The organism is Curtobacterium sp. MCBD17_021, assembly GCF_003234525.1.
Taxonomy (GTDB): domain Bacteria; phylum Actinomycetota; class Actinomycetes; order Actinomycetales; family Microbacteriaceae; genus Curtobacterium.
Genome location: NZ_QKTS01000003.1, coordinates 24,480 through 47,667, shown reverse-complemented (window position 1 = coordinate 47,667; position 23,188 = coordinate 24,480). Strand labels below are relative to the sequence as shown.

General features: G+C 72.6%; 21 protein-coding genes. 11 read left to right on the top strand and 10 right to left on the bottom strand.

Going from position 1 to position 23,188, the window contains the following annotated elements; translation table 11 throughout:
* Positions 1-46 precede the first annotated feature (46 nt).
* Positions 47-487, bottom strand: a complete 441-nt coding sequence (locus DEI83_RS03855) for a metallopeptidase family protein (protein ID WP_111080486.1) — start codon at positions 485-487, stop codon at positions 47-49.
* A 54-nt stretch (positions 488-541) separates the two neighbouring features.
* Here DEI83_RS03855 and DEI83_RS03850 point away from each other — a divergent pair, with 54 nt between their 5' ends.
* Positions 542-769 carry a DUF3499 family protein gene (locus DEI83_RS03850; protein ID WP_111080485.1) on the top strand — a complete coding sequence of 76 codons (228 nt, stop codon included), beginning with the start codon at positions 542-544 and terminating at the stop codon, positions 767-769.
* A 64-nt stretch (positions 770-833) separates the two neighbouring features.
* Entirely contained in the window at positions 834-2,312 is a 1,479-nt protein-coding gene (ahcY, locus tag DEI83_RS03845) for an adenosylhomocysteinase (RefSeq protein WP_111080484.1), read from the top strand.
* A 97-nt stretch (positions 2,313-2,409) separates the two neighbouring features.
* Here the strand turns inward: ahcY and DEI83_RS03840 are convergent, their stop codons facing one another.
* Entirely contained in the window at positions 2,410-3,279 is an 870-nt protein-coding gene (locus DEI83_RS03840; RefSeq protein ID WP_111080483.1) for an RDD family protein, read from the bottom strand.
* Positions 3,280-3,388: 109 nt separating this feature from the next.
* Between DEI83_RS03840 and DEI83_RS03835 the strand changes: the two genes are divergently transcribed.
* A complete protein-coding gene (locus DEI83_RS03835) occupies positions 3,389-4,384 on the top strand; it encodes a stage II sporulation protein M (protein WP_111080482.1) in 996 nt (331 codons plus the stop codon).
* Positions 4,385-4,506: 122 nt separating this feature from the next.
* Here DEI83_RS03835 and DEI83_RS03830 read toward each other — a convergent pair whose 3' ends face one another.
* Genes DEI83_RS03830 through DEI83_RS03810 form a run of 5 tightly spaced genes read right to left on the bottom strand, consistent with a single transcriptional unit; the run spans position 4,507 to position 10,457 of the window.
* Positions 4,507-5,916 carry a DUF58 domain-containing protein gene (locus DEI83_RS03830; protein ID WP_111080481.1) on the bottom strand — a complete coding sequence of 470 codons (1,410 nt, stop codon included), beginning with the start codon at positions 5,914-5,916 and terminating at the stop codon, positions 4,507-4,509.
* The gene (locus tag DEI83_RS03825) at positions 5,916-6,911 is read right to left on the bottom strand and encodes an AAA family ATPase (RefSeq protein ID WP_375334643.1); all 996 of its coding nucleotides are present in this window, start codon (positions 6,909-6,911) and stop codon (positions 5,916-5,918) included. The genes DEI83_RS03830 and DEI83_RS03825 overlap by 1 nt, the downstream gene beginning before the upstream one ends.
* A complete protein-coding gene (locus DEI83_RS03820; RefSeq protein WP_111080480.1) occupies positions 6,908-8,287 on the bottom strand; it encodes a DUF4350 domain-containing protein in 1,380 nt (459 codons plus the stop codon). Before DEI83_RS03820 ends, DEI83_RS03825 begins: the two co-directional genes overlap by 4 nt.
* On the bottom strand, positions 8,284-8,949 hold the full coding sequence (locus DEI83_RS03815; protein ID WP_111080479.1) for a DUF4129 domain-containing protein: 666 nt from the start codon (positions 8,947-8,949) through the stop codon (positions 8,284-8,286). Before DEI83_RS03815 ends, DEI83_RS03820 begins: the two co-directional genes overlap by 4 nt.
* Positions 8,946-10,457, bottom strand: a complete 1,512-nt coding sequence (locus DEI83_RS03810) for a glycerophosphoryl diester phosphodiesterase membrane domain-containing protein (RefSeq protein ID WP_111080478.1) — start codon at positions 10,455-10,457, stop codon at positions 8,946-8,948. The genes DEI83_RS03815 and DEI83_RS03810 overlap by 4 nt, the downstream gene beginning before the upstream one ends.
* A gap of 110 nt (positions 10,458-10,567) precedes the next feature.
* On the opposite strand from DEI83_RS03810, the gene mtrA reads away from it, so the two are divergent.
* The 6 genes from mtrA to secA all read left to right on the top strand — a co-directional run bounded on the left by mtrA (position 10,568) and on the right by secA (position 19,312).
* Complete coding sequence (gene mtrA, locus DEI83_RS03805; RefSeq protein ID WP_111080477.1) at positions 10,568-11,245, top strand: MtrAB system response regulator MtrA; 678 nt, start codon at positions 10,568-10,570, stop codon at positions 11,243-11,245.
* A 5-nt stretch (positions 11,246-11,250) separates the two neighbouring features.
* Positions 11,251-12,915 (top strand): MtrAB system histidine kinase MtrB, encoded by a 1,665-nt coding sequence (gene mtrB / locus DEI83_RS03800; protein WP_258371051.1) that lies wholly within the window; start codon positions 11,251-11,253, stop codon positions 12,913-12,915.
* Complete coding sequence (locus DEI83_RS03795) at positions 12,912-14,621, top strand: GerMN domain-containing protein (RefSeq protein WP_111080475.1); 1,710 nt, start codon at positions 12,912-12,914, stop codon at positions 14,619-14,621. Before mtrB ends, DEI83_RS03795 begins: the two co-directional genes overlap by 4 nt.
* Positions 14,622-14,717: 96 nt before the next feature.
* The gene (locus DEI83_RS03790) at positions 14,718-15,503 is read left to right on the top strand and encodes a phosphoribosyltransferase family protein (protein WP_111080474.1); all 786 of its coding nucleotides are present in this window, start codon (positions 14,718-14,720) and stop codon (positions 15,501-15,503) included.
* Positions 15,504-15,661: 158 nt separating this feature from the next.
* A complete protein-coding gene (hpf, locus tag DEI83_RS03785; protein WP_258371050.1) occupies positions 15,662-16,384 on the top strand; it encodes a ribosome hibernation-promoting factor, HPF/YfiA family in 723 nt (240 codons plus the stop codon).
* Positions 16,385-16,531: 147 nt separating this feature from the next.
* Entirely contained in the window at positions 16,532-19,312 is a 2,781-nt protein-coding gene (secA, locus tag DEI83_RS03780) for a preprotein translocase subunit SecA (RefSeq protein ID WP_111080473.1), read from the top strand.
* A gap of 114 nt (positions 19,313-19,426) precedes the next feature.
* Here secA and DEI83_RS03775 read toward each other — a convergent pair whose 3' ends face one another.
* Positions 19,427-19,957, bottom strand: coding sequence for an Rv3235 family protein (locus DEI83_RS03775; protein ID WP_111080472.1), 531 nt, complete (start codon positions 19,955-19,957; stop codon positions 19,427-19,429).
* Between the two features lie 118 nt (positions 19,958-20,075).
* On the opposite strand from DEI83_RS03775, the gene DEI83_RS03770 reads away from it, so the two are divergent.
* Positions 20,076-21,581 (top strand): sensor histidine kinase, encoded by a 1,506-nt coding sequence (locus DEI83_RS03770; RefSeq protein ID WP_111080471.1) that lies wholly within the window; start codon positions 20,076-20,078, stop codon positions 21,579-21,581.
* Between the two features lie 153 nt (positions 21,582-21,734).
* On the opposite strand, the gene DEI83_RS03765 is transcribed toward DEI83_RS03770, so the two are convergent.
* Entirely contained in the window at positions 21,735-21,983 is a 249-nt protein-coding gene (locus tag DEI83_RS03765) for a WhiB family transcriptional regulator (RefSeq protein ID WP_022904217.1), read from the bottom strand.
* A 266-nt stretch (positions 21,984-22,249) separates the two neighbouring features.
* Between DEI83_RS03765 and DEI83_RS03760 the strand changes: the two genes are divergently transcribed.
* Positions 22,250-22,669, top strand: coding sequence for a hypothetical protein (locus DEI83_RS03760; protein ID WP_111080470.1), 420 nt, complete (start codon positions 22,250-22,252; stop codon positions 22,667-22,669).
* A 34-nt stretch (positions 22,670-22,703) separates the two neighbouring features.
* Here DEI83_RS03760 and bcp read toward each other — a convergent pair whose 3' ends face one another.
* The gene (gene bcp, locus DEI83_RS03755; RefSeq protein WP_111080469.1) at positions 22,704-23,174 is read right to left on the bottom strand and encodes a thioredoxin-dependent thiol peroxidase; all 471 of its coding nucleotides are present in this window, start codon (positions 23,172-23,174) and stop codon (positions 22,704-22,706) included.
* Positions 23,175-23,188 lie beyond the last annotated feature (14 nt).

The window sequence follows — 23,188 nt, the reverse complement described above, 5'->3', positions numbered from 1 at the left end:
GCGGCGTCGGTCGGGAGCACGGGTCACCGGTGCCGGGAGGCCCGGGTCACCAGTGCCGGTAGCGGTCCGGCGCCAGGTCCCACGGGTCCTTGTCGAGCAGTTCGGCGACGGCGCGGAACACCGCGGTCTCGACGACGATGCGTCGGTCGACGTCGTCCTTCTCGGGGCTGTGCGTGACCCGCTCGACGGGGATGCGGAACACCGTCACCCGTCGGCCGTCACGGTCCACGCGCCACCGGGGCAGTGCGTCGGGCCGGGCCGTGTCGGTCGGCATGTCCGCGACCTGGAACACGACGCCCGCGAGCTCCTCCGGCCACAGCCCGACCAGGTAGTGCGCGGTGTCGCCCACGATGCGGTCGAAGGCCTCGGCACGGGTGATCACGGGTGCGAGCTCCGGCCCGGTGATGCTCGAACGGTACCCACGGCCGTGCCGGGAACGCCCGCGAGCACGGTCGACCTGCGGGACGGGAGGGGGCTTGCGGCGCATCCGCCCATCGTACGCGGCGGGCCCCCGAGCGGCTGCCGGTAGGGTCGGGGCGGTATGGACGTACGGATCTGCAGCAAGGTCGCCTGTGGCGCGGGCGCCTCGGCGACCCTGACGTACGACTACGCCGACTCGATGGTGGTCGTCGGACCCCTCTCGACCCGCGTCGAGCCGCACGGCTACGACCTCTGTGCCCGGCACGCCGCGACCCTCCGTGTGCCCCAGGGATGGCGGGTCGTCCGCCGGGACCCGCCGCCGAGGACCCCGGACCGCACGGCGTCCTGACCGCAGCGTCCGGAGGCGCACGGCCGGACCGGGCCGGGGCGGTGCCCGTGGGAGACTGGTGCCCATGCCGATCGAAACCCGTGCCGCCGTGCCGTTCCGCGTCGCCGACCTCACGCTCGCCGAGGCCGGACGCCACCAGATCCGCCTCGCCGAGAACGAGATGCCCGGCCTGATGGCCCTGCGCGAGGAGTTCGGCGCCACGCAGCCCCTCGCCGGAGCACGCATCGCCGGGTCGCTGCACATGACGGTGCAGACGGCCGTCCTCATCGAGACCCTCGTCGCGCTGGGCGCGCAGGTGCGCTGGGCCAGCTGCAACATCTTCTCCACCCAGGACGAGGCCGCCGCTGCGATCGCCGTCGGCCCGACCGGCACCCCTGACGCCCCCGCCGGCGTCCCGGTCTTCGCGTGGAAGGGCGAGACGCTCGAGGAGTACTGGTGGTGCACCACGCAGGTCTTCGACTGGAGCGCCGAGGCGGCCGCGGCGGGAGCGGACTGGACGGGGCCGAACCTGATCCTCGACGACGGCGGTGACGCCACCATGCTGGTGCACACCGGTGCCGATGCCGAAGCCGCCGGGCGGGTGCCCGATGCCGGTGCGGACGCCAGCGCCGAGTGGAAGATCGTGCTCGCCACGGTGGCAGCCTCGCTCGAGACGTCCCCGGACCGCTGGACCCGCATCGCGGCCGAGATCCAGGGCGTCACCGAGGAGACCACGACCGGCGTGCACCGCCTGTACGAGCTCTCGCGCAACGGTGAGCTGAAGTTCCCGGCGATCAACGTCAACGACTCGGTGACGAAGTCGAAGTTCGACAACAAGTACGGCATCCGCCACTCGCTGCCCGACGGCCTGAACCGTGCCACCGACGTCCTCATCGGCGGCAAGGTCGCGTTCGTCGTCGGCTACGGCGACGTCGGCAAGGGCGCGGCGGAGGCACTCCGCGGACAGGGCGCGCGCGTCATCGTCAGCGAGGTCGACCCGATCTGCGCCCTGCAGGCCGCGATGGACGGCTACCAGGTCGCGCGGTTGCAGGACGTCGCGGGGGAGGTCGACATCGTCGTCACCTGCACCGGCAACCTCGGCGTCGTCGGGGTCGACGACATGCTCGCGTTGAAGCACCTGGCGATCGTGGCGAACGTCGGACACTTCGACAACGAGATCGACATGGTCGGGCTCGAGACGCTCCCGGGTGTCGAGAAGGTCGAGATCAAGCCGCAGGTGCACGAGTGGCGTCTGCCGAACGGCCGGTCGATCCTCGTGCTGAGCGAGGGCCGCCTCATGAACCTCGGCAACGCGACCGGGCACCCGTCGTTCGTGATGAGCAACTCGTTCACCAACCAGGTGCTCGCGCAGATCGAGCTGCACACGCGGCTCGACTCCTACCCCACCGGCGTGTACGTGCTGCCGAAGCACCTCGACGAGAAGGTGGCGCGCCTGCACCTCGACGCGCTGGGGGTGCGGCTGACCGAGCTCCGGCCGGAGCAGGCGTCGTACATCGGCGTCGCGGTCGAGGGCCCGTACAAGCCCGAGCACTACCGGTACTGACGCGCCGCGGGTCCGGGCGGGGGCGGGAGGCCCGGCCGGACCCGTCGCCTGTTCGGTGGCCGCAGCTGAGGTCATCGGCCCCAGCCCGTCCGGTGACCTAGCGGGGGAAGCCGGGCGGGCGGGCACCGGCCACCGCCGCTGCGGCGTCGAGGGACCGTACCCGGCCGCCGAAGGCCAGCAGGTCCCGCTGCCGACGGAGCGCGACGACGCCCGCCAGGAACTCCTCCGGGGCCACGGGCGGCACCGGGTGCGCGTACCCGGCGACCTCGGCCGCCAGCGCGCGGGCGCTGGCCTCGCGGAGGGCCGGCTGCACCGTCGCGGCCCCACGGAAGAAGGCCCCCAGACGGTTCTCGAGCCGCTGCGGGAGCGCATGGACGTCGGCCACCCGGGCCCACGCGGTCAGCGACGGCGGCAGCAGCACCGACGGTGCGGCGGGCCGTGGCAACCGCTCGTGCTGCACGACGGTCCCGGCGAGCAGGTCGCCCAGTCGGCGCGGCCGTGAGCCGAACAGGGCGACCACGAGCGCGAGCGAACCGAAGGTCGTCCAGAGTTCGAGCAGCCCGACCAGCGACCGGGTGAACGCGTGCCGGAAGGACACCGCTCCACCGTCGAGCCGGACCACCCGCGTGCCGAGGGCGTACCGCCCGACGCTCTTGCCACGGGTCGCCGTCTCGACCGCAGCGGGGACCAGGACGAAGACGGTCACGATGACGGCGATCTGCGCGGCGGCGCCCCAGGCGTCGTCGATGCCGACCGGCCAGACGCGAGCCAGTCCGATGAGCAGCATCACGAGGAGCGCGACCAGGCACAGCGCGTCGAGGAGCGCTGCGGCGAGACGGAGCACGGTGCCGGCGGGGACGACGTCGAGCGCGACCGCCTCGCCCACCACGAGCGCGTCGTCGGTCTCGTCGAGCGCGCGGACGAACCGTCGGTCCGCCAGGTCCCGGGGCGTGCTGCGCTTCGGCATGGGATCATTCTGGCGGAAGCGTGCCACGAGCGGCAGGACGGACGCGGAGCCGGTCCGGTCGAGTGCCGCGAGCGGACGACCACGCGGACGATGACGAGGGGGAGACCGGATGGACCTGGACGCGTACGCGGACGTGCACCGCGAGCGGTGGACGGAGCTCGACCGGCTCGCCCGGCGCCGGCCGACCTCCGGCGCCGACGTCGACCGCCTCGTCGCCGGATACCAGGCGGCCGCGACCGACCTCGCGCGGATCCGTGCAGCCGCTCCCCGGTCCACGACCGGGGACCGCCTGTCCCTGACGCTGCACCGCGCCCGGCTGCGGTTCACGGGTGCACCGGTCGATCCGCTGACGGTGCTGACGCGGTTCTTCGCACTGCAGCTGCCGGCGGCGCTCTACCGGATCCGCTGGGTGACGATCTGGGTCGCGGTCGCGACCGTCCTCATCGCGGTCGTCACGGCGGTCTGGATCACCGCGACACCCGGCGCCGTCGCCACCTTCGGGACCGACGCCGCCCTCCGGCAGTACGCCACGCAGGACTTCGTCGACTACTACTCCGACCACGGCCTCGGTGCCTTCACCGCGCAGGTCTGGACCAACAACGCCTACATCGCGGCGAGCATGGTGGCGTTCGGCATCACCGGGCTCTTCGTGCCCTACTCGATCATGCAGAACGCCGTGGGTCTCGGCGTCTCGGCGTCGGTCATGCACTCCCAGGGGCGGTTGGGCGACTTCTTCCTGTACATCGCGCCGCACGGGCAGCTCGAGTTGTACTCGGTCTTCCTGGCCGGTGGGGCCGGCCTGATGATCGCCTGGTCGTGGATCGCGCCCGGTCACCGCACGCGGGGGCAGGCGCTCGCCGAGGACGGTCGCGCGCTCATCACCGTCGCGATCGGGCTGGTGCTGACCCTGCTGCTGTCCGGTGTCGTCGAGGGGACCGTCACCCGGCAGGAGTGGCCGTGGCCGGTGAAGATCGGCATCGGCACGGTGGCGCTCGCGCTGGTCCTGGCGTACCAGTGGGTGCTCGGCGGCCGGGCGTACCGGGCGGGGGAGCGGGGCGACCTGGACGAGTTCGACCGGGGAGCCGCGGCGATCGTCGCGGGCTGACCGGGCTGACCGGGCTGACCGGGCTGACCGGGCTGACCGGGCGGCATCGGGTGACCCGCCCTCGGGCGACCCGCCCGGCGCGTGGAGGGCGAGGCGGACCGGCGGTCGCCTGCCGGCACCGGTCAGAGCCTCCCGGACGCCTTCGCCCGGATGTACGCGTCCGCGGTCCGCGGCGGGACGTCCTCGGGCGCCCCCCGCACCACCTCGGCGCCCGCGCGGCGGGCGACGTCGGCGACCCCGTCGGCGTCGAGCAGGGTCCGCTCGGCCGCGGCACGGCGGTACACGTCGTCACCCGCGCGTCGTCGCCACCCGGTCCGGAGGGCAGTCGGGTCCTCGCCGCCGACACCCCGCCGTCCGGCGCGGTCACGTCGTCGCCGAGCGACCTGGAGGCCCGACCCGGCCCCGTCGGTCCGCCCACCCGCTGCGGCCATCCGCAGCACCGCCGGGTCCTCGACCGACGTGACGACCACCGCGTGCCGACGCCCGAGCACGGGCAGCACCGCGAGCAGGTCCCCGGAGGCACCGACCGAGTCGAGGCTCGTCGCGAGCACCACGAGCGCGCGCTGTGTGGTCACGGCGTCGACGATGCCGGGGACGGCGGCCCAGTCGGTGGCCCGGAGCCCCGGCTCGGTGGTCGCGAGAACCGTGCCGAACCGTTGGACGACGTCCGAGCGCGTCGCACCGTGCACACGGCCCCGGACGACGTCGTCGAGCACGACGAGGTCCACCCGGTCGCCGGCAGCCGCCGCGAGGGCCCCGACCAGCAGCGCGGTCTCGATGGCGGTGTCCAGGCGGGGTTCGTCGTCCACGCGCCCCGCTCCGGCGCGTCCGGCGTCGACGACGACCACGACCCGTCGGTCGCGCTCGGGACGCCACGTCCGCACGACGAGGTCCTGCCGTCTGGCGGTGGCGCGCCAGTCGATCGACCGGACGTCGTCCCCACGGACGTAGTCGCGGAGGGAGTCGAACTCGGTGCCGTGGCCGCGCAGCTGCAGGGTCGTCTCACCGTCGAGTTCCCGCAGGCGGGCCAGGCGCGAGGGCAGGTGCCGGCGTGACCGGAACGGTGGGGTGACGACGAGTTCGTCCGGCGCCGCGACGACGCGCTGCCGTGCCGCGAGTCCGAGTGGTCCTGCTGCGCGGAGCGCGACCCCGGCGGTGGTGCGCCGGCCGCGACGGAAGGGGCTGAACCGCATCCTGGCGGTCCGTCGTTCGCCGGCGGGCACCGTCATCGGGACCCGGCGCGGCTCGTGCCCGGCGGATGGCTCCCACATGTCCCGGACCACGGCGCGCAGCACCCGGCTGCCGTCGTTGGCGAGCACCAGGGTGCCGTCGGCCGTCGTGTCCCGACGGGCGAGGCGGGGCATCCGGCGTTCCACCCGCACCCGCCGGAGGTCCGCCGCGAACACGAGGTCGACGCCGGCGGCGAGCACCACGACGCCGATCCACGCGACACCGCCCCACCCGCTGCCGAGCAGCACGGTGGGGACGATCGCGACGGCGAGGAGCGCGACGAACCGGCCGGTGACCGCCACTAGATCGGTACCCGCACCTGCTCGAGCACCTGCTGCAGCACCCCGTCCGCGTCGACGCCCTCGAGCTCGGCGTCGGGAGCGATCCGCAGCCGGTGCCGCCACACCGGCAGGAGCATCGCCTGCACGTGGTCGGGCGTGACGGCGTCGTAGCCGGTCAGCCACGCCCAGGCCTTCGCGGCGGCGAGCAGGGCGGTCGAACCGCGCGGGCTCACCCCGACGCGGACCGACGGCGTCTGCCGGGTGGCACGGGCGAGGTCGACGACGTACGCGAGGACGTCGTCACGAGCGCCGACGTCCCGGACGGCGCGCTGGGCGGCCCGGACCTCGTCGACGCCGACGACGGGCACGATGCCGGCCGACCGGACGTTGCGTGCCACGAACCCGTCCGCGTGGCGGCGGAGCACCTGCCACTCGACCTCGCGCGGGGGCAGGTCGAGCGTGAGCTTCATGAGGAACCGGTCGAGCTGCGCTTCCGGCAGCGTGTAGGTGCCCTCGAACTCGATCGGGTTCATCGTCGCGGCGACGAAGAACGGGTCGGGCAGCCCACGGGCGGAGCCGTCGACGCTGACCTGTCGTTCCTCCATCGCCTCGAGCAACGCGGACTGGGTCTTCGGGGGCGTCCGGTTCACCTCGTCGGCGAGCAGCACGTTCGTGAACACCGGTCCCTCGCGGAACGGGAACGTCCCGGTGGAGGCGTCGTACACGAGTGACCCCGTGACGTCGCCGGGCATGAGGTCGGGGGTGAACTGGATGCGCTTGGTGTCGAGCGACATCGCCGCCGCGAGGCTCCGCACGAGCAGGGTCTTCGCGACGCCGGGGACGCCCTCGAGCAGGACGTGTCCCTGCGCGAGCAGACCGACGATCATGCCGGAGACCGCGCCCTCCTGTCCGACGACGGCCTTGCCGACCTCCGCGCGGACACGGCCGATGACGTCCCGGAGGGGGTCACCGTCCGTCCCGCGTCCGGAGCTGGTGGTGGTGGGCAGGTCGGTCACGATCGTCCTCCTGGTCGCGGGTCGGTGGTCGGTGTCGGTGGTGTCGGTGGCGCCTCGGCCCGTGGCGCCGGCGGTCCGCTGGTCTGCGGGGTGCGGCTGGTGCCACCCCGGTCGGTGCGGTCCGTCGGCACGTCCGTCCGGGAGGCGCGGCGCACGTCGCCGGAGACCGCCCGGCCGACGGCGTCCTCCAGTTCGTCGAGCGCGGCGGCGCCGGCGACGAGCGCACGGTCGTCGCCGGTCGGCGCGCCGACGAGGACCGCGCCGACCTCCCCGACCGGACGGCGGGTGACGGCTGCGGCCCGGCGCACGACCGCGTCGACGTGCGCCGAACGGGGCAGGCCGAGTGCCTTCCCGATGCGGAGGACAGCGGCGACGCGGAGGGTGTCGAGCGTGTGGGTGCGGTCGCGGACCCGGGCGGCGAGGCGCGCGCGACCCTCGGTGGTCTCGGCGGCGCGGACCACGACGGGCAGACGCTCGACGACGAGGGGACCGAGTCGCCGACCGCGCCAGCACGCGGCGGCGACCGCCACGACCCCGAGCAGCCCGATGGCGCTCGGGACCCACGGCGGGGCGAGGTCGCCGAGCGTCGGCGCGGCGTCGGCGCTCCCGGCCGTCGGGACGTACCACAGCAGGTCGTCGTGGCTGCCGAGCAGCCCGAGCGCCAGGGCCGCGTTGCCCGCGCGGGTGACGGTGTCGTTCCGGAACGCGGCCGTGGTGCCGACGACCGTGACCCGTCCGGCGGCCGTGTCCGCCCGGAGGAGGCCCCATCGACGGTCTTCACCGGACCCGGTCGGGACACAGCGGAGCAGGTCCGGGTCGTCGGTGGCGTAGGTGACTCCACCGGTGGTCACGGACCCGGCGGCCCGGGCGGCCGGGATCCCGCACGAGGTCGTCGACGCCACCGTGGTCTCCGAACTCCCGCCGGCTGGTCGCGCGTCGACGCGGAAGGCCTCGAGGACGCCGGGGTCGGTGGTGACGAGGACGACGTCGGGCGCGGTCCGCGCGATGCGGCGGGCGACGGACGGGGCGAGCACCCCCGCCGAGTCGTCCACGAGGACGGTGCTGTCGGCCGCCGCGTCGTCCGTCGTGACCCGGTCGGCGTCGGAGACGACCTCGACGTCGACGCCCTGCTGCCCGAGCACCCGGACGATCGCCCGGGAGCCGCTGCCCGTCGTCGAGGACGGGTCGAGCGGGGTGTCCGAGGAACGGTCGCCCGTGCCCACGACGGCCGTCAGGGTCGCCAGGAGCAGCCCGACGACCACCACCGCACACCAGGCTCCGATGCGCACGGCGCGGTCACGGGGGTCCGGCCCTGCCGTCGCCGTCGAAGTGGTGGTCTGGTCCGGTGCCGCGGTGTGGGTCGCGGTGGCGCTCATGCCCGGACCCCCTGGTGGTCGACCGGGCGACGGGGGTCGCCCGGGCGGTCGACCGGTCGGGACTCGCGGACGGCCCGCTCGGCGTCGAGCACCCGCCGGGCGGTGGCCTCGTCCGCGTCGACCCCGAGGTACCGGACCGCGTCGAAGGCGTCGGAGGCGTCCCGCAGGACCGGACCGAGTGCGGGGAACGGCCGGGTCGCCCGGTCCGCGATGGCGCGCGCGGTCGCGCCGGGCACCACGGCGACCAGGTCCCGCTCACCCAGGCCGCGCGCCAGGGCCCGGTAGCCCTCGAGCACCGCGGTGGACCAGTCGCCGGCGGCCAGAGCCGCGCGGGCGGCCACCGCGACGGCGTCCGCCGTGCGGAGGTCGTCGTCGTCGAACACCCCGCCCAGGTCGTCGGCCCGGACGCGGGCACGTCGGCGGGGGAGTCCGCGGTTCACCACGACGAGCACCACCACGGCCACGAGCACGACGATCGCCACGACGAGGAGGACCCGGCCGAGGGTGACGGAACCGGCACCGTCGGGCTGCAGCGAGCCGAGCCAGTCGAGGAACGCGCGGGAGGCCCGGTCCCACCAGGTCTCCTGGGCCCCGCGGTACTCCGACCGGCCGAGCTCCTGCTCGAGCAGCCGACGTGCCTCGTCCGGGTCGACGGCGCTCACGGTCGGCCGCTCGGCGGGTCCTGCTGGCGTCGGTGCGGCGGCCCGGGCTGTTCCGGCGGCCAGGGCTGCTGCTGTCCCTGTGGCGGGCCCGGTTGCTGCGGCCAGCCCGGTTGCTGCGGCCAGCCCGGTTGCTGGGGCCAGCCCTGTCCCTGTGGCCAGCCCTGTCCCTGTGGCCAGCCCTGTCCCTGTGGCCAGCCCTGCTGCTGCGGCCAGCCCTGCTGCGGGGACCACGGAGGTCGGGCCACCGGGGCGGCCGGAGCGAACGGGTCGGCCGGTTGCCCGGTCTCCAGGTGCGCGGCGATGCGCTGGTCGAGCGCCTCGGTCCGGATCCGCCGGTCGATCGCCAGGAAGGTCGTGACGGAGGCGCCGAGGACGTCCGTCACGCACTGCACCGCGATCACGAGCAGGCTGCCGACCACGAGCGCGACGATCCCGCCCGCGGAGGGCGCGCCTCCGGTCGTGTCGGTCTGGCCCAGCGGGTCGAACACACCGGAGAACAGTGTCAGCGCGACGGTCAGCGGCACGCTGGCGATGCTCGCGGCGACGCCGAACACCACCTGGACGAGCAGCAGGATCCCGAAGGTGCGCCAGAAGGCCCCGCGGGTGAGCCGCCACGACTGGCCAGCCGCCGAGAACACGCCGCGACCCTCGAGCGCGATGGTCGGGACGGTGAACGCGAAGCGTGTGACGAGGAACGCGACGAGGACGGCGAACCCGAGCACCATCACGACGACGGTCAGCACGAACCAGCCGACGGCGCGCTCGCCCGCGGCGAGCGCGGCCACGAAGGCGAGCACGACCAGCACGAAGACGGTGCCGATGACGGCACCGGCGGCGAGCTGGAGCAGGATCCAGCCGACGACCGCACCCCGGCGCCCGGCGAGGAGTGACCACAGGCCGCGGAACGTCCCGCGGCGACCGAGCACCCGCTGCCCGGTGTCGACCGCGATCGGCGCGACGAGGAAGCCGCGTGCCAGGTACGCCAGGAACGGCAGGCCGATGCTGAGCACCGCGTAGAGCGTCACCGTCCCGGCGATGATCGTGTCGGTGTCACCCGTGCCGTCCACCGCCGACAGCATGCGGGTCTGCAGGGTGCGCTGCCCGAACGCCGAGGCGAGCGTGGACACGAGCCCGAGGACGCCGGAGAGCAGCACGGCCCAGAGGAGCAGCACGCGGGCGTTGCGGCGGAAGACCGTGAAGGCGCCGGCCAACACGTCGCCGAGGCCGAGCGGGCGGAGCGGGATGACGGGGCGGTGCGGCTGCGGACCCGGCCCGACCCCGGACGGGGGCTGCGTCGGTCCGTACCCCGGGCCGGTCTGGCCGGACGTCGTGCCCGAGGAGCCCGCCGGACCGGACGGGACGCCGGATGCACGGTCCCCGACCCGGTCGTGCTGCCCGGCAGCACCGTGCCCTGCACCGTGCTCCGGTGGCGTCCCCGCGCCCGGAACGTGCCATCCGCCGTCGACCATCGTGACCGCCCCCTCGCCTCGGTCGTTGCCGGAACGCACGACCGGGTCCCATCCTGTCGGAAAACCTGCGCCGACGAGGGCTCGGCTATCGTGAGCGGAGCGTGCCCGTCCCTGGGCACCCCCGACCTGCCCCTCGGAGTCCGGATCCCATGACACCGCGCATCCTCGTCGTCGACGACGACCAGGCCCTCGCCGAGATGATCGGCATCGTCCTCCGCTCGGAGGGCTACGAGCCCGACTTCAGCGCCGACGGCAACGACGCCGTCGACGCGTTCCACGCCACGAAGCCCGACCTCGTGTTGCTCGACGTCATGCTCCCGGGCATCGACGGGATCGAGGTCTGCCGGCGGATCCGTGCCGAGAGCGGCACGCCGATCATCATGCTCACCGCGAAGGGTGACACCGCCGACGTCGTCGCGGGCCTCGAGAACGGCGCCGACGACTACGTGGTCAAGCCGTTCAACCCGAAGGAGCTCGTCGCCCGGATCCGGACCAGACTGCGCCCGACCGCCTCGGACGCGACCGTCCTGCACGTCGGGGACCTCGTCGTCGACGTACCGGGCCACGAGGTGCGCCGCGGCGACAAGCCGATCGCCCTCACCCCGCTCGAGTTCGACCTGCTCCGCGCCCTGGCCGAGAAGCCGAGCCAGGTCTTCACGCGCGAGATGCTCCTCGAGCAGGTCTGGGGCTACCACTACAAGGCGGACACCCGCCTGGTGAACGTCCACGTGCAGCGGCTCCGCGCGAAGATCGAGCACGACCCGGACAACCCGCGCATCGTCACCACCGTCCGCGGCGTCGGGTACCGGGCCGGCGCGCAGAGCTGACGCCCGTGCCGTCGACGTCGGTCCCGGTGCCGTTCCGCCGGACGCGCCGGCGGGCCCGGTACTGGCTCCGTCGGATCTGGCGGGGGATCGCCTACCTGTGGCGCCGCTCGCTGATGGTGCGCTCGGTCGCGATCACCGTCGCGACCACCGGGCTGGCGGTGGCGGTCATCGGGACCGCTGTGATGGTGAGCATCTCGAACAACGTGTACGCGCAGCGCCGCGACCAGATCCAGGCGGAGTCGGCACGGGCCACCATCGTCGCGCAGGGGATCTTCGACGCCGCGACGGCGGCCGAGGACAACAACCAGACCGAACTCGAGTCGTTGCAGAGCGAGGCGCAGAACGCGATCCTCTCGAACACGACCAGCCCGGGCGGCACGAGCATCGCCATCGAGCGGACGCCGGGCGAGCGGACCCCGCAGATCCTGCAGAACGTCGCGAGCACCGGCTTCCCGGACGCGGTCATCACCGACGAGCTCCGGAAGCGGGTAGCGGCCGACACCGGGGAACTCAGTCTGCAGCCGGTGCGCCTCGACGGACCCGACGGCCGTGGTCCCGGGCTCGCCGTCGGGTCGACGCTCGACATCCCGAGCGCCGGGCAGTACGAGCTGTACCTCGTCTACGACCTGTCCGACGCGCAGCAGACCCTCGACTTCGTGTCGCAGACGCTCTCCATCGGCGGAGTCGCCCTCATCGTCCTCATCGCCCTCGTCACGTCCCTCGTGGTGCGGCTCGTGGTCCTGCCGATCCGTGGCGCCGCCGAGACGAGCCGCAAGATCGCCGCCGGGCGCCTCGACGAGCGCATCCCGGTCCGGGGTGAGGACGACATCGCGACCCTGGCCCGGAGCTTCAACGACATGGCCGACGCGGTCAGTCGGCAGATCACCCAGCTCGCCGAGCTCTCCCGCGTGCAGCAGCGCTTCGTGTCGGACGTGTCCCACGAGCTCCGCACCCCGCTCACCACGATCCGGCTCGCCGGCGACCTGCTCTACGACGCCCGGCACGACTTCGAACCATCTGCCGCGCGCTCGGCCGAACTGCTGCACGCCCAGGTCGACCGGTTCGAGCTGCTGCTCGCCGACCTGCTCGAGATCTCGCGCTACGACGCCCAGGCCGTCGAACTCGAGACCGAGTCGGTCGTGCCGGCGGCGCTGACGGCGGACATCGTCGACGAGTTCCGTCCGCTCGCCGACCGGGCCGGCATCGAGCTCCGCCTCGCCACCCCGGGTGGCCACACCACCATGCAGCTCGACGGTCGTCGCATCCGGCGGGTGCTCCGGAACCTGGTCGGCAACGCCATCGAGCACGGCGACGGTCGCCCGGTCGACGTCGTGGTCGACAGCGACTCGCGATCGGTCGCGATCGCGGTGCGCGACCGCGGCGTCGGGATGCCCCCCGAGGACACCGCCCGGGTGTTCGACCGGTTCTGGCGCGCGGATCCCAGCCGCAAGCGCACCATCGGCGGCACCGGGCTCGGGCTCGCCATCAGCCTGGGCGACGCCCAACTGCACGGCGGGCGCATCGACGTCTGGTCGCGACCGGGCGAGGGTTCGGCGTTCGTGCTGGTCCTGCCGCGCCGCAGCAGCGAAGCGCCCCCGACGTCGGCGATCCCGCTGCCCGCGCTCGACGAGTCGTACGACGGACCGACCGCATCGGAGGACCGACCATGAGCAGGACCACCGGCAACGGACACCGCCGCGTGCCGCGGGCCCTCGCGACGGCGCTCGCCGCCCTCACGCTCCTGGGCGTCACGGCGTGCGCGGCGATCCCCGAGTCCGGACCGGTGCGGGCCGGGAAGTCCATCACCGACGAGTCGCCCTCGGGCGGCGTCGACTACCGACCCTCCGGACCCGAGGCCGGGTCCGACCAGACCGAACTGCTCACCCAGTTCATCGACGCAGCCACCGGCGCCCAGAACGACTACGCGGTCGCCCGGGAGTTCCTCAGCGCCGGGTTCTCCCAGAAGTGGAACCCGCGCCAGGGCGTCACGGTCCGCCAGGGCGACGGCGAGGTCGAGCGCGTCGGGACCCGCGAGCTGACCTACACGCTCACCGCCAGCGCATCGGTCGACGCCGACGGCGAGTACACCCAGGCGGTCCGCCCGACCTCGTCGACGCTCACCTTCCAGTTCACCCGTGAGGACGGCGAGTGGCGGATCGCCTACGCCCCCGACGGCATCATCCTGTCACCGGTCAACTTCGTCTCGGTCTTCCAACCGCACGCGCTCTACTTCTACGACCCGACGTACCGCTACCTCGTGCCCGACGAGCGGTGGTTCCTCGCCCGCTCGTCGACGAGCACCCGCATCGTCAGCGCCCTGCTCGCCGGGCCGGCCGAGTGGCTCGAGGGCGCCGTCGTCTCGTCGTTCCCCGAGGGCACGCAGCTCTCCCTCAACGCGGTCACGATCGAGAGCGGCAGCGCACAGGTCGACCTCTCCAGCGAGGCGCTCCGGGCGAGCACCGTCGAGAAGGTCCGGATGCGTGAGCAGCTCACGGACTCGCTGTCCTCCATCGCCACGGTCTCCTCCGTCGACCTCACCGTCGAGGGCGTCTCGGTGCCCCTGCCGGACTCGAGCGGCACGAGCGCGCAGCGGAACCCGGACGTCGACGCCAGGCCCCTCGTGGTGCAGGACGGCGTCGCCGGGTTCGCGACGCCGAGCACGGGAGAGGTCACCGGCCTCGGCGGTGGGATGAGCGGTCGGATCGCCGACCTCGAGCCGGCGTCGCTCGGACTCTCCGCCGCGGGCACGGTCGCGGCCGTCGGCAACCGCGACGGCGTCTTCGTCGTCCGCAGCGGCAAGGACCCGCTCCGCGTCGACACCCGTGGCGGCCTCGTGCCGCCCTCGATCGACGACCAGGGGTTCGTGTGGGTCGCGGAGCGCTCCGACCCCCGCTCCATCGCCGCGTACGGCCTCGGAGGCGACCCGCACCAGGTCAGCTCGACCCTGCCCGAGGGTCGGCTCGTGTCCTTCGAGGTGTCGCGGGACTCCACCCGCGCGCTCGCGCTCCTGGACACCGACGACGGGGCCGCCCTCTACGTGCTGGCGATCACGCGCGGCTCCGACCGGGCGCCGACCTCGCTCGGTCCGCCCGTGCGCGTCCAGGCCGCCGCCGGGGACCCCGTCGGTGCGACCTGGGTGGACGAGCTCGACGTCGCGTCCGTCGGCCGCACGGACACCGGGTCCAGCGTCGTCCGGACGACGGTCGGCGGGCAGTCGGAGACGCTCGCGAAGCCCGACGGCACCGCGACCGCCATCGCCGGGGGGAGCGGCAGCGCGCTGCTGCTCCGGATGTCGGACGGCTCCGTGCTGCAGTCGACGGGTGGTGGGTGGGACACCACGGGCGTCGCGGCGTCGGTCCTCGGCGTCCAGCGCTGAGGCACCTGCCCTCCACGGACGTCCCGGACGCCGAGCCCGTCCACAGCTGTCCGGGCGGCCTCGGCGTCCGGCGCTCCGTTCCACGAGCATCGTGTCGTGTCGAACCACCAGCCACCGCCCGGCGGCGCACCGGCCGCCGCCGTTCCCGCACCGCGGGGCGAGGTGTCCCGGCCCTGGCGAGACGCCCTCGTCGCGGTCCTCGCCCTGCTCCTGCCGGTCGTGTGCGCCGGGTGCGGTCACCCCGACCACGCCCTCTGCCCGGTGTGCCGGTCTGCCCTCGCCGCCCTGCCCGGGCGCACGCGCCTGGTGGCGGGCGTCCGACTCGACGCGGCGTACGAGTACGAGGGACTCGTCCGCACGCTCGTCCTCGAGTGGAAGCTCCGCGGACGCGTCGACGTCGTCGGTCCGCTGACCCGCCGTACGGCGGACCTCGTCCGGGCGGCGCTCGCCGCGGCACCGGGTGCGGTCGTCCTCCGGGTCCCACCGTCGGCCCGCGGTCACCGGCGGCGCGGCTTCGACCCGGTCGTCACGGTGCTGCGCCGCGCCGGGGTCCGGCGTGCTCCCGCACTCCGGCGGCTCACCGCTCCGCGGGCCCGGTCCGGTGTGGACGACGTGGCGGCGGCCCAGACCGGTCCCGGCACCCTGGCGTCCGGACCGCGGATCCCGACCGGGCAGAAGGAGCGCACCGCCCTGGAGCGGGTCGCCGCCACCGTGGGGACGCTCAGCGCCGCGGGACTCGTCGGGCAGGTCGGCGGTCGTGACGTCGTCGTCGTGGACGATGTCGTGACCACCGGCGTCACGATGGCCGAAGCCGTCCGCGCGGTGCGGGTGGCCGGCGGCCGCGTGGTCCGGTGCGTCGCGATCGCCAGTGTGGAGGCGTGAGCGTGGTGCACGAGCCGGACGTCTCCTGGGCATCGGGTGGGCGTGTGCTGCCTCCCGCGCAGCTCGCGTACCCGCTCGGGCGGCAGGGTCTAGCCTCGCGGCAAGGCGTTGGTGTTCGCCGGACGGAGGCGAACCGCCGAATGTGGATGGGAGCCGCCATGGACGTGACGATCACGGGCCGGAACGTCGGGGTCACCGACCGATTCCGGACCTACGTGGAGCAGAAGTCCGAGAAGATCGACGCGCTCGCCGACCGGGCCCTCGCGTTCGAGGTGCGAGTGAGCCGGCACCACGAGAAGAGCAGCGGGGCGCAGGGCGAGGACCGCGTCGAACTGACCCTCATCGGACCCGGGCCGCTCGTCCGGGCCGAGTCCGCGGCGTCGGACAAGTACGCGGCGTTCGACCTCGCGTTCGCCCGCATCGCCGAGCGCCTGCGTCGTGCTCGCGACCGCAAGAAGGTGCACCGTGGACGGCACCGCCCGACGTCCGTCGCCGAGGCCGCGGGCGCCGGCTTCGAGGGCATGGGCGTGGAGCCCGCCGACGGCAAGCTCATCGAGGAGGTCGCCACCGGCGCCGTGCCCGTGGTCGACGCCGACCAGGGCACGGACCACGAGGACGAGGACGCGGCCTACTCGCCGGTCGTGATCCGCCAGAAGGTGTTCGAGGCCGCCCCGATGACCGTCGACGACGCGCTGTACCACATGGAGCTCGTCGGGCACGACTTCTACCTCTTCGTCGACTCGGAGACCCACCGCCCGAGCGTGGTCTACCGACGGAAGGGCTGGGACTACGGCGTCATCGGCATCGACGAGAACCCGGGCGCCGACGCCCGGGGGAGTGAGCACGTCCTCGTCGAGGAGACCTCGCCCGCGAGCGCGTAGTCCCCGGCAGCACGACCCTCGAGTGCGCACGGTCCACCCGGGCCGTGCGCACTCGTGCTGCTCCCAGCGCCGGGCCGCGGGGGGTTGCTAGCATGACTGGCTGATCGGGCGCGCGGACCGCGCACGACGACTTCGTAAGGAGCTCACGTGGCAAACGTGCTGGAGAAGGTCCTCCGCATCGGTGAAGGGCGGACCCTCCGTCGGCTGAAGGCGTACGCCTCGGCCATCAACGACCTCGAGGACGACTTCGCGAGTCTGACGGACGAGGAGCTCCTCGAGGAGACGACCGAACTCCGCGAGCGGTACGCCAACGGTGAGACCCTCGACGACCTCCTGCCGGAGGCCTTCGCGGCCGTGCGGGAAGCGTCGAAGCGGACGCTCGGCATGCGGCACTTCGACGTGCAGCTCATGGGTGGTGCCGCCCTCCACCTCGGCAACATCGCCGAGATGAAGACCGGTGAGGGCAAGACCCTCGTCGCGACGACCGCCGCCTACCTCAACGCGATCCCGTCCCGTGGCGTGCACGTCATCACGGTCAACGACTTCCTCGCGTCGTACCAGTCGGAGCTCATGGGCCGCGTGTTCCGCGCCCTCGGCATGACCACGGGCTGCATCGTCGCAGGTCAGTCGCCGGCCGAGCGCCGTGAGCAGTACGCAGCCGACATCACGTACGGCACGAACAACGAGTTCGGCTTCGACTACCTGCGCGACAACATGGCGTGGCAGGCGTCCGACATGGTCCAGCGCGGCCACTTCTTCGCCGTGGTCGACGAAGTCGACTCGATCCTCATCGACGAGGCCCGCACGCCGCTCATCATCTCCGGCCCGTCCTCGGGCGAGGCGAACCGCTGGTTCACGGAGTTCGCGTCCATCGCCACGCGGCTGACCCCGGGCGAGGACTACGAGGTCGACGAGAAGAAGCGCACCGTCGGCGTGCTCGAGCCCGGCATCGAGAAGGTCGAGGACTACCTCGGCATCGACAACCTCTACGAGTCGGCGAACACCCCGCTCATCTCGTTCCTCAACAACTCGATCAAGGCCGTCGCCCTGTTCAAGCGCGACAAGGACTACGTGGTCATGAACGGCGAGGTGCTCATCGTCGACGAGCACACCGGCCGCATCCTGATGGGACGTCGCTACAACGAGGGCATCCACCAGGCGATCGAGGCCAAGGAGGGCGTCGAGGTCAAGGCCGAGAACCAGACCCTCGCCACGATCACGCTGCAGAACTACTTCCGCCTGTACCAGAAGCTCTCCGGCATGACCGGTACCGCCGAGACCGAGGCGGCGGAGTTCATGTCGACCTACAAGCTCGGCGTGGTCCCGATCCCGACGAACCGGCCGATGCAGCGCATCGACCAGACGGACCTGGTCTACAAGAACGAGCAGGCCAAGTTCGAGCAGGTGGCGAACGACATCGAAGAGCGCCACCAGAAGGGCCAGCCGGTCCTGGTCGGCACCACGAGCGTCGAGAAGTCCGAGTACCTGTCGAAGCTGCTCGCCAAGAAGGGCGTGAAGCACGAGGTCCTCAACGCGAAGAACCACGCTCGCGAAGCCGCCATCGTCGCCCAGGCCGGACGCGCCGGGGCCGTCACGGTCGCGACGAACATGGCCGGTCGTGGAACCGACATCATGCTCGGCGGCAACGCGGAGTTCCTCGCCGTGCAGGAGATGCACGCGAAGGGGCTGTCGCCGACCGAGACCCCGGAGGAGTACGAAGCCGAGTGGGACAAGGTCTTCTCGGCGATGAAGGCCACCGTGGAAGAGGAGAGCGAGAAGGTCCGCGACGCGGGCGGCCTCTACGTCCTCGGAACCGAGCGCCACGAGTCCCGTCGCATCGACAACCAGCTGCGCGGTCGTTCCGGTCGTCAGGGCGACCCCGGCGAGAGCCGTTTCTACCTGTCGCTCACCGACGACCTCATGCGCCTGTTCAACTCCGGTGCCGCCGAGAGCCTGATGGGCCGCGGGAACGTCCCGGACGACCTGGCCATCGAGAACAAGCTCGTCGGCCGTGCGATCCGCTCCGCGCAGGCGCAGGTCGAGGGCCGCAACGCCGAGATCCGCAAGAACGTCCTCAAGTACGACGACGTCCTGAACCGCCAGCGCGAGGCGATCTACAGCGACCGCCGACACATCCTGGAGGGCGACGACCTGCACGAGCGCGCGCAGTCGTTCCTCAAGAGCGTCGTCGACGACGTCATCGACACCCACACCGGCGAGGGTTCCCCGGACGACTGGGACCTCGACGCCATGTGGACCGAGCTCGGCACCCTCTTCCCGATCTCGATCACCATTGACGAGGTCATCACCGAGGCCGGCTCGAAGGGCAAGGCGACGCGTGAGTTCCTCGCCCGCGAGATCCTCTCCGACGCCCAGCTCGCGTACCAGAAGCGTGAAGAAGCCCTCGGTGAAGAGGCGATGCGTGAGCTGGAGCGTCGCGTCGTCCTCTCGGTGATCGACCGCCGTTGGCGCGACCACCTCTACGAGATGGACTACCTCAAGGACGGCATCGGGCTGCGTGCGATGGCGCAGCGTGACCCGCTCGTCGAGTACCAGCGTGAGGGCTACGCCCTGTTCCAGACGATGATGGGCCAGATCCGTGAGGAGTCGGTCGGCTTCCTCTTCAACCTCGAGGTGCAGGTCCAGTCGGACGGCGAGAACGCCGTCATCGAGGCGAAGGGCCTCGGCGAGGAGGGTGAGAACGCCGGCCTCGAGTACTCCGCTCCGTCGATCGACGGCGAAGTCGAGGTCCGCGACGAAGCCGGTCGGCTCGAGCAGGCCGCCACGGCTCGCGCGCAGCGCGCCCAGGCCGAGCAGGAGGCCGCCGGCCCCGAGCAGGGTTCGGCCTTCGGGTCCGCAGCGACCGCTTCGGGCCAGGCCGACGCGAGCAACCGCGCCGAGCGCCGGGCGGCGGCCAAGAAGGGCTGACGCACCACGGCACACGACGGGAGGCCCGGTACCAGCTGGTACCGGGCCTCCCGTCCGTCGTCCCGGACGGCACCAGAGGCGGTGCCGGGGCGCGCCCCGCTCAGCGCGCCCCGTTCAGAGCACCCCGATGGCCGTTGCCCGCCAGCGTCCGTTGCGGACCTCGAGCCGGATCGCGACCGCTCGAGCGCGGCTCCGGGTGTGGACGACGACGGCCGCCTCCGCGACGCCGTCCCGCGGCCCGTCCAGGACGACGCCGCCGACCCGGATGACGGCGCGGTGGTGGCTGTGCCGGGAGACCGAACGGGCCCGGGCCGCGATCGCCGCCCGGTGCTGCAGGTGTCGGTGCACCTCGTCACTGATCCAGCGCGAGATGGTGTCGACCTCGCGGGCGCCGGTGAGGATCTCGACGACGCAGAGGGCCAGGGAGCGTGCGGTCTCACCCGCGTCTGGCAGATCGGCTGCAGCATCGGCGGGCGGCGCACCGGTGGCGTCTGCCGTGCCGTCCGCGGTCCGTCGGTCGCCGACCTGGTCGTGGCTGGTGTCGTGGCTGTGGCTGTGGCTGTGGTTGTGATCGTGCTCCGGTCTCCTGACGTGCCCGTGCCTCCCGATCGGCTCGTCGTCGATGCGCTCTGCGATGTCCGTCACCCCGGCCCCCTTTCGTCAGGGCCGAGCGTATGGGCCGCGCAACATTACATTTCGCAGCCGGTATCCGGCTGTGGAGAGCGCGCCGTCGTCCACACGGGGGCGCACCTAGACTTGTCGGGTGTCGACCCTCAGTGACCTCGTCCTCGCACAAGGCCGTTCCTCCGAAGCCGACGTGGAGTGGCTCCACCTGCTCGTCGGGGACTGGCAGCTGCTCGCCGACCTGTCCTTCGCCGACATGGTGCTCTGGGTGCCGACAGCCGACGGCTCGTCGTTCGTCGCCGTCGCTCACGCCCGTCCGTCCTCGGCCGCGACCCTGTTCTACCGCGACATCGTCGGGCAGGAGATCCGCGAGGAATGGCGCGACCAGGTCACCCAGAGCTTCACCGGCAGTCGCGTCGTCGACTCCGCCGAGCCGGACTGGTACGAGGACACCCCGACCCGGGTCCGCGCGATCCCGGTGCTCCGGCGCCTCACCGCGAAGAGCGCCGAGACCACCGAGCGACCGATCGCCGTCGTCACCCGGCACTCCAACCAGGACGAGTCACGCACGCCGAGCCGGCAGGAACTCAACTTCACCGCGAGCGCGAACGACCTGTTCGGTATGATCGCGACCGGCGACTTCCCGGACCTCGGTGCCCCCGCGGGTCCTCGTCGCGGCGCGCCCCGTGCCAGCGACGGCCTGCTCCGCCTCGACACGAACGGCGTCGTCACCTTCGCGAGCCCGAACGGCCTGAGCGCCTTCAACCGGATGGGCTTCGACGGCGAACTCGAGCGCAAGTCCCTGGCCGAGGTCACGACGGAACTCCTCGGCGCCCAGCTCGACGTCGACGAGTCCCTGCCGCTCGTGGTCACGGGGCGGGCTCCGTGGCGCGCGGACATCGAGGCGAAGGGCGTCACCGTGACGCTCCGGTCGATCCCGCTCCGCGACCACGGTGAGCGGATCGGCGCCGTCGTGCTCTGCCGCGACGTCACCGAGATGCGCCACCAGGAGCGCGAGCTCATCACCAAGGACGCCACGATCCGCGAGATCCACCACCGGGTCAAGAACAACCTGCAGACGGTCGCCTCACTGCTGCGGATCCAGGCGCGCCGCACCCACTCCGACGAGGCGCGGACCTCGCTGCAGAACGCGATGCGACGCGTGGCCGCGATCGCCGTCGTGCACGACACCCTGTCGACGGGCCTCAGTCAGACCGTGGACTTCGACGAGGTGTTCGACTCGGTCCTCAAGCTCGTGACCGAGGTCGCCGCGTCGCACAACACGACCGTGCACCCGAAGAAGACGGGGGAGTTCGGGGTGCTGCCGTCGGAGGCGGCCACGCCGCTGGCACTCGGCCTCACCGAACTCGTCACCAACGCCGTCGAACACGGCCTGGACGGGCGGGACGGTGAGGTCGAGATCGTCGCCAACCGGCACGATGACCACATCGAGATCCAGGTGCGCGACAACGGAGTGGGTCTGCCCGAGGGCAAGGTCGGATCGGGACTCGGCACGCAGATCGTCCGCACGCTCATCCAGGGCGAACTCGGCGGCACGATCGACTGGCACACCCTGACCGGCAGCGGCACCGAGGTCACCATCTCGATCCCGTTCCGCTGGCTCACGGCCGGTACCGCCGCCTAGGGTCTGCGGAACCGCCGCGTCCGTCCCGAACTGCACGATGCCGCGGTCCCGCTGACGACGCCCCGCGGCCCGAGGGCGCGGTCCCGGGCACGACGACGCCCGCCGGCCCCGAGGGGCGCGGCGGGCGTCGAGCGGTCTGTCGGTCCTGCTGTGTCAGGAGGCGCGGCGGGCGCGGGCGGCGCGGCGCTTGAGCGCGCGACGCTCGTCCTCGCTGAGGCCTCCCCAGACACCGGAGTCCTGGTTGTTCTCGAGTGCGTACTGCAGGCACATCTCGGTCACGGTGCAGCGAGCGCAGACCGACTTGGCCTTCTCGATCTGGTCGACGGCCGGGCCGGTGTTCCCGACGGGGAAGAAGAGCTCGGGGTCTGCGGTGAGGCAGGCTGCCTGGTCACGCCAATCCATGTGGTGGTGCTCCTTGCGATAGATGCTCGAACGGCAGGCCGCGGCCGTGACTCGGGGGATCGGGACTCTGCACATGCTCATGTGACGTACGGGAGGCTTCCTGTGGGGGAGGAGCCCGCGCGGGGAGAGTTCGACGCCCGCAGAACGCTCGGGGGAGGAGCGTCGAACCACGGGAGACGCACACCACATCGTGCCGTCCAAACGACCTCGAACATCGTTCCATACTGGTATGGCCAAATCAAGGGTTTCACTGCTGGAGGATCGCTGTGCCTGACACCATCCCGGACGACGAACTCGTCCCCCGGAGGCGGCCTGCTGCGCTCCTCGTGCTCATCGTCGTCGTCGGACTCGAGTTCCTCGCGATGGCGGCCGTGACCGTGTTCCTGCTCGTCGAGCTCCTCATGACGCCGGCCGCGAGCGTGGCGTCGGCGGTGGCGCTCCTCGTGCTCGCCGTCCTCGCGACGCTCTGGCTCGGTGCCATGGTCGTGGGCCTGCGTCGTGGACGCGCCTGGGTGCGCAGCGGGATCGTCGTGTGGCAGGTCCTGCAGGGAGCCCTCGCGATCGGCGCGTTCCAGGGGGAGTCCCGTGTGGCGTCCGTCGGCTGGGCGCTGCTCATCCCGGCGCTGCTCGGCATCACGCTCGTGCTGTCACGGTCCGTGACCGCGGTGCTCGCACGTCGGGACTGACCGGAGCAGCGCCGGGAGGTCGGCTCGGAACTGGTCAGACCAGGCCGAGCTTCTTCCGCAGGCTCGCCACGTGGCCGGTGGCCTTGACGTTGTAGAGCGGCAGCTGCACCGTGCCGTCCTCGTCGACGACGATCGTCGAGCGGATCGTGCCGGTGACGATCTTGCCGTAGTTGTTCTTCTCGCCCCAGGCGCCGTACGCCTCGTGCACGGAGAGGTCGGGGTCGCTCAGCAACGGGAAGCTCAGGGCCTGCTCGTGGTGGAAGCGCTGGAGTGCGGGCAGCTCGTCCTTGGAGACCCCGAGCACCTCGTACCCGGCCGCCTGCAGCGACGACATGTTGTCGCGGAAGTCGCAGGCCTCGGTGGTGCAGCCCGGGGTGGAGGCGGCGGGGTAGAAGTACACGATCACCTTCCGCCCGCGGAGGTCCGCGAGCGTGTGCTCCGTGCCGTCCTGGTCGGGGAGGGTGAAGTCGGGGGCGGTGTCGCCGGCGGCGAGACGGTCGCTCAAGTGGGGCTCCTGTT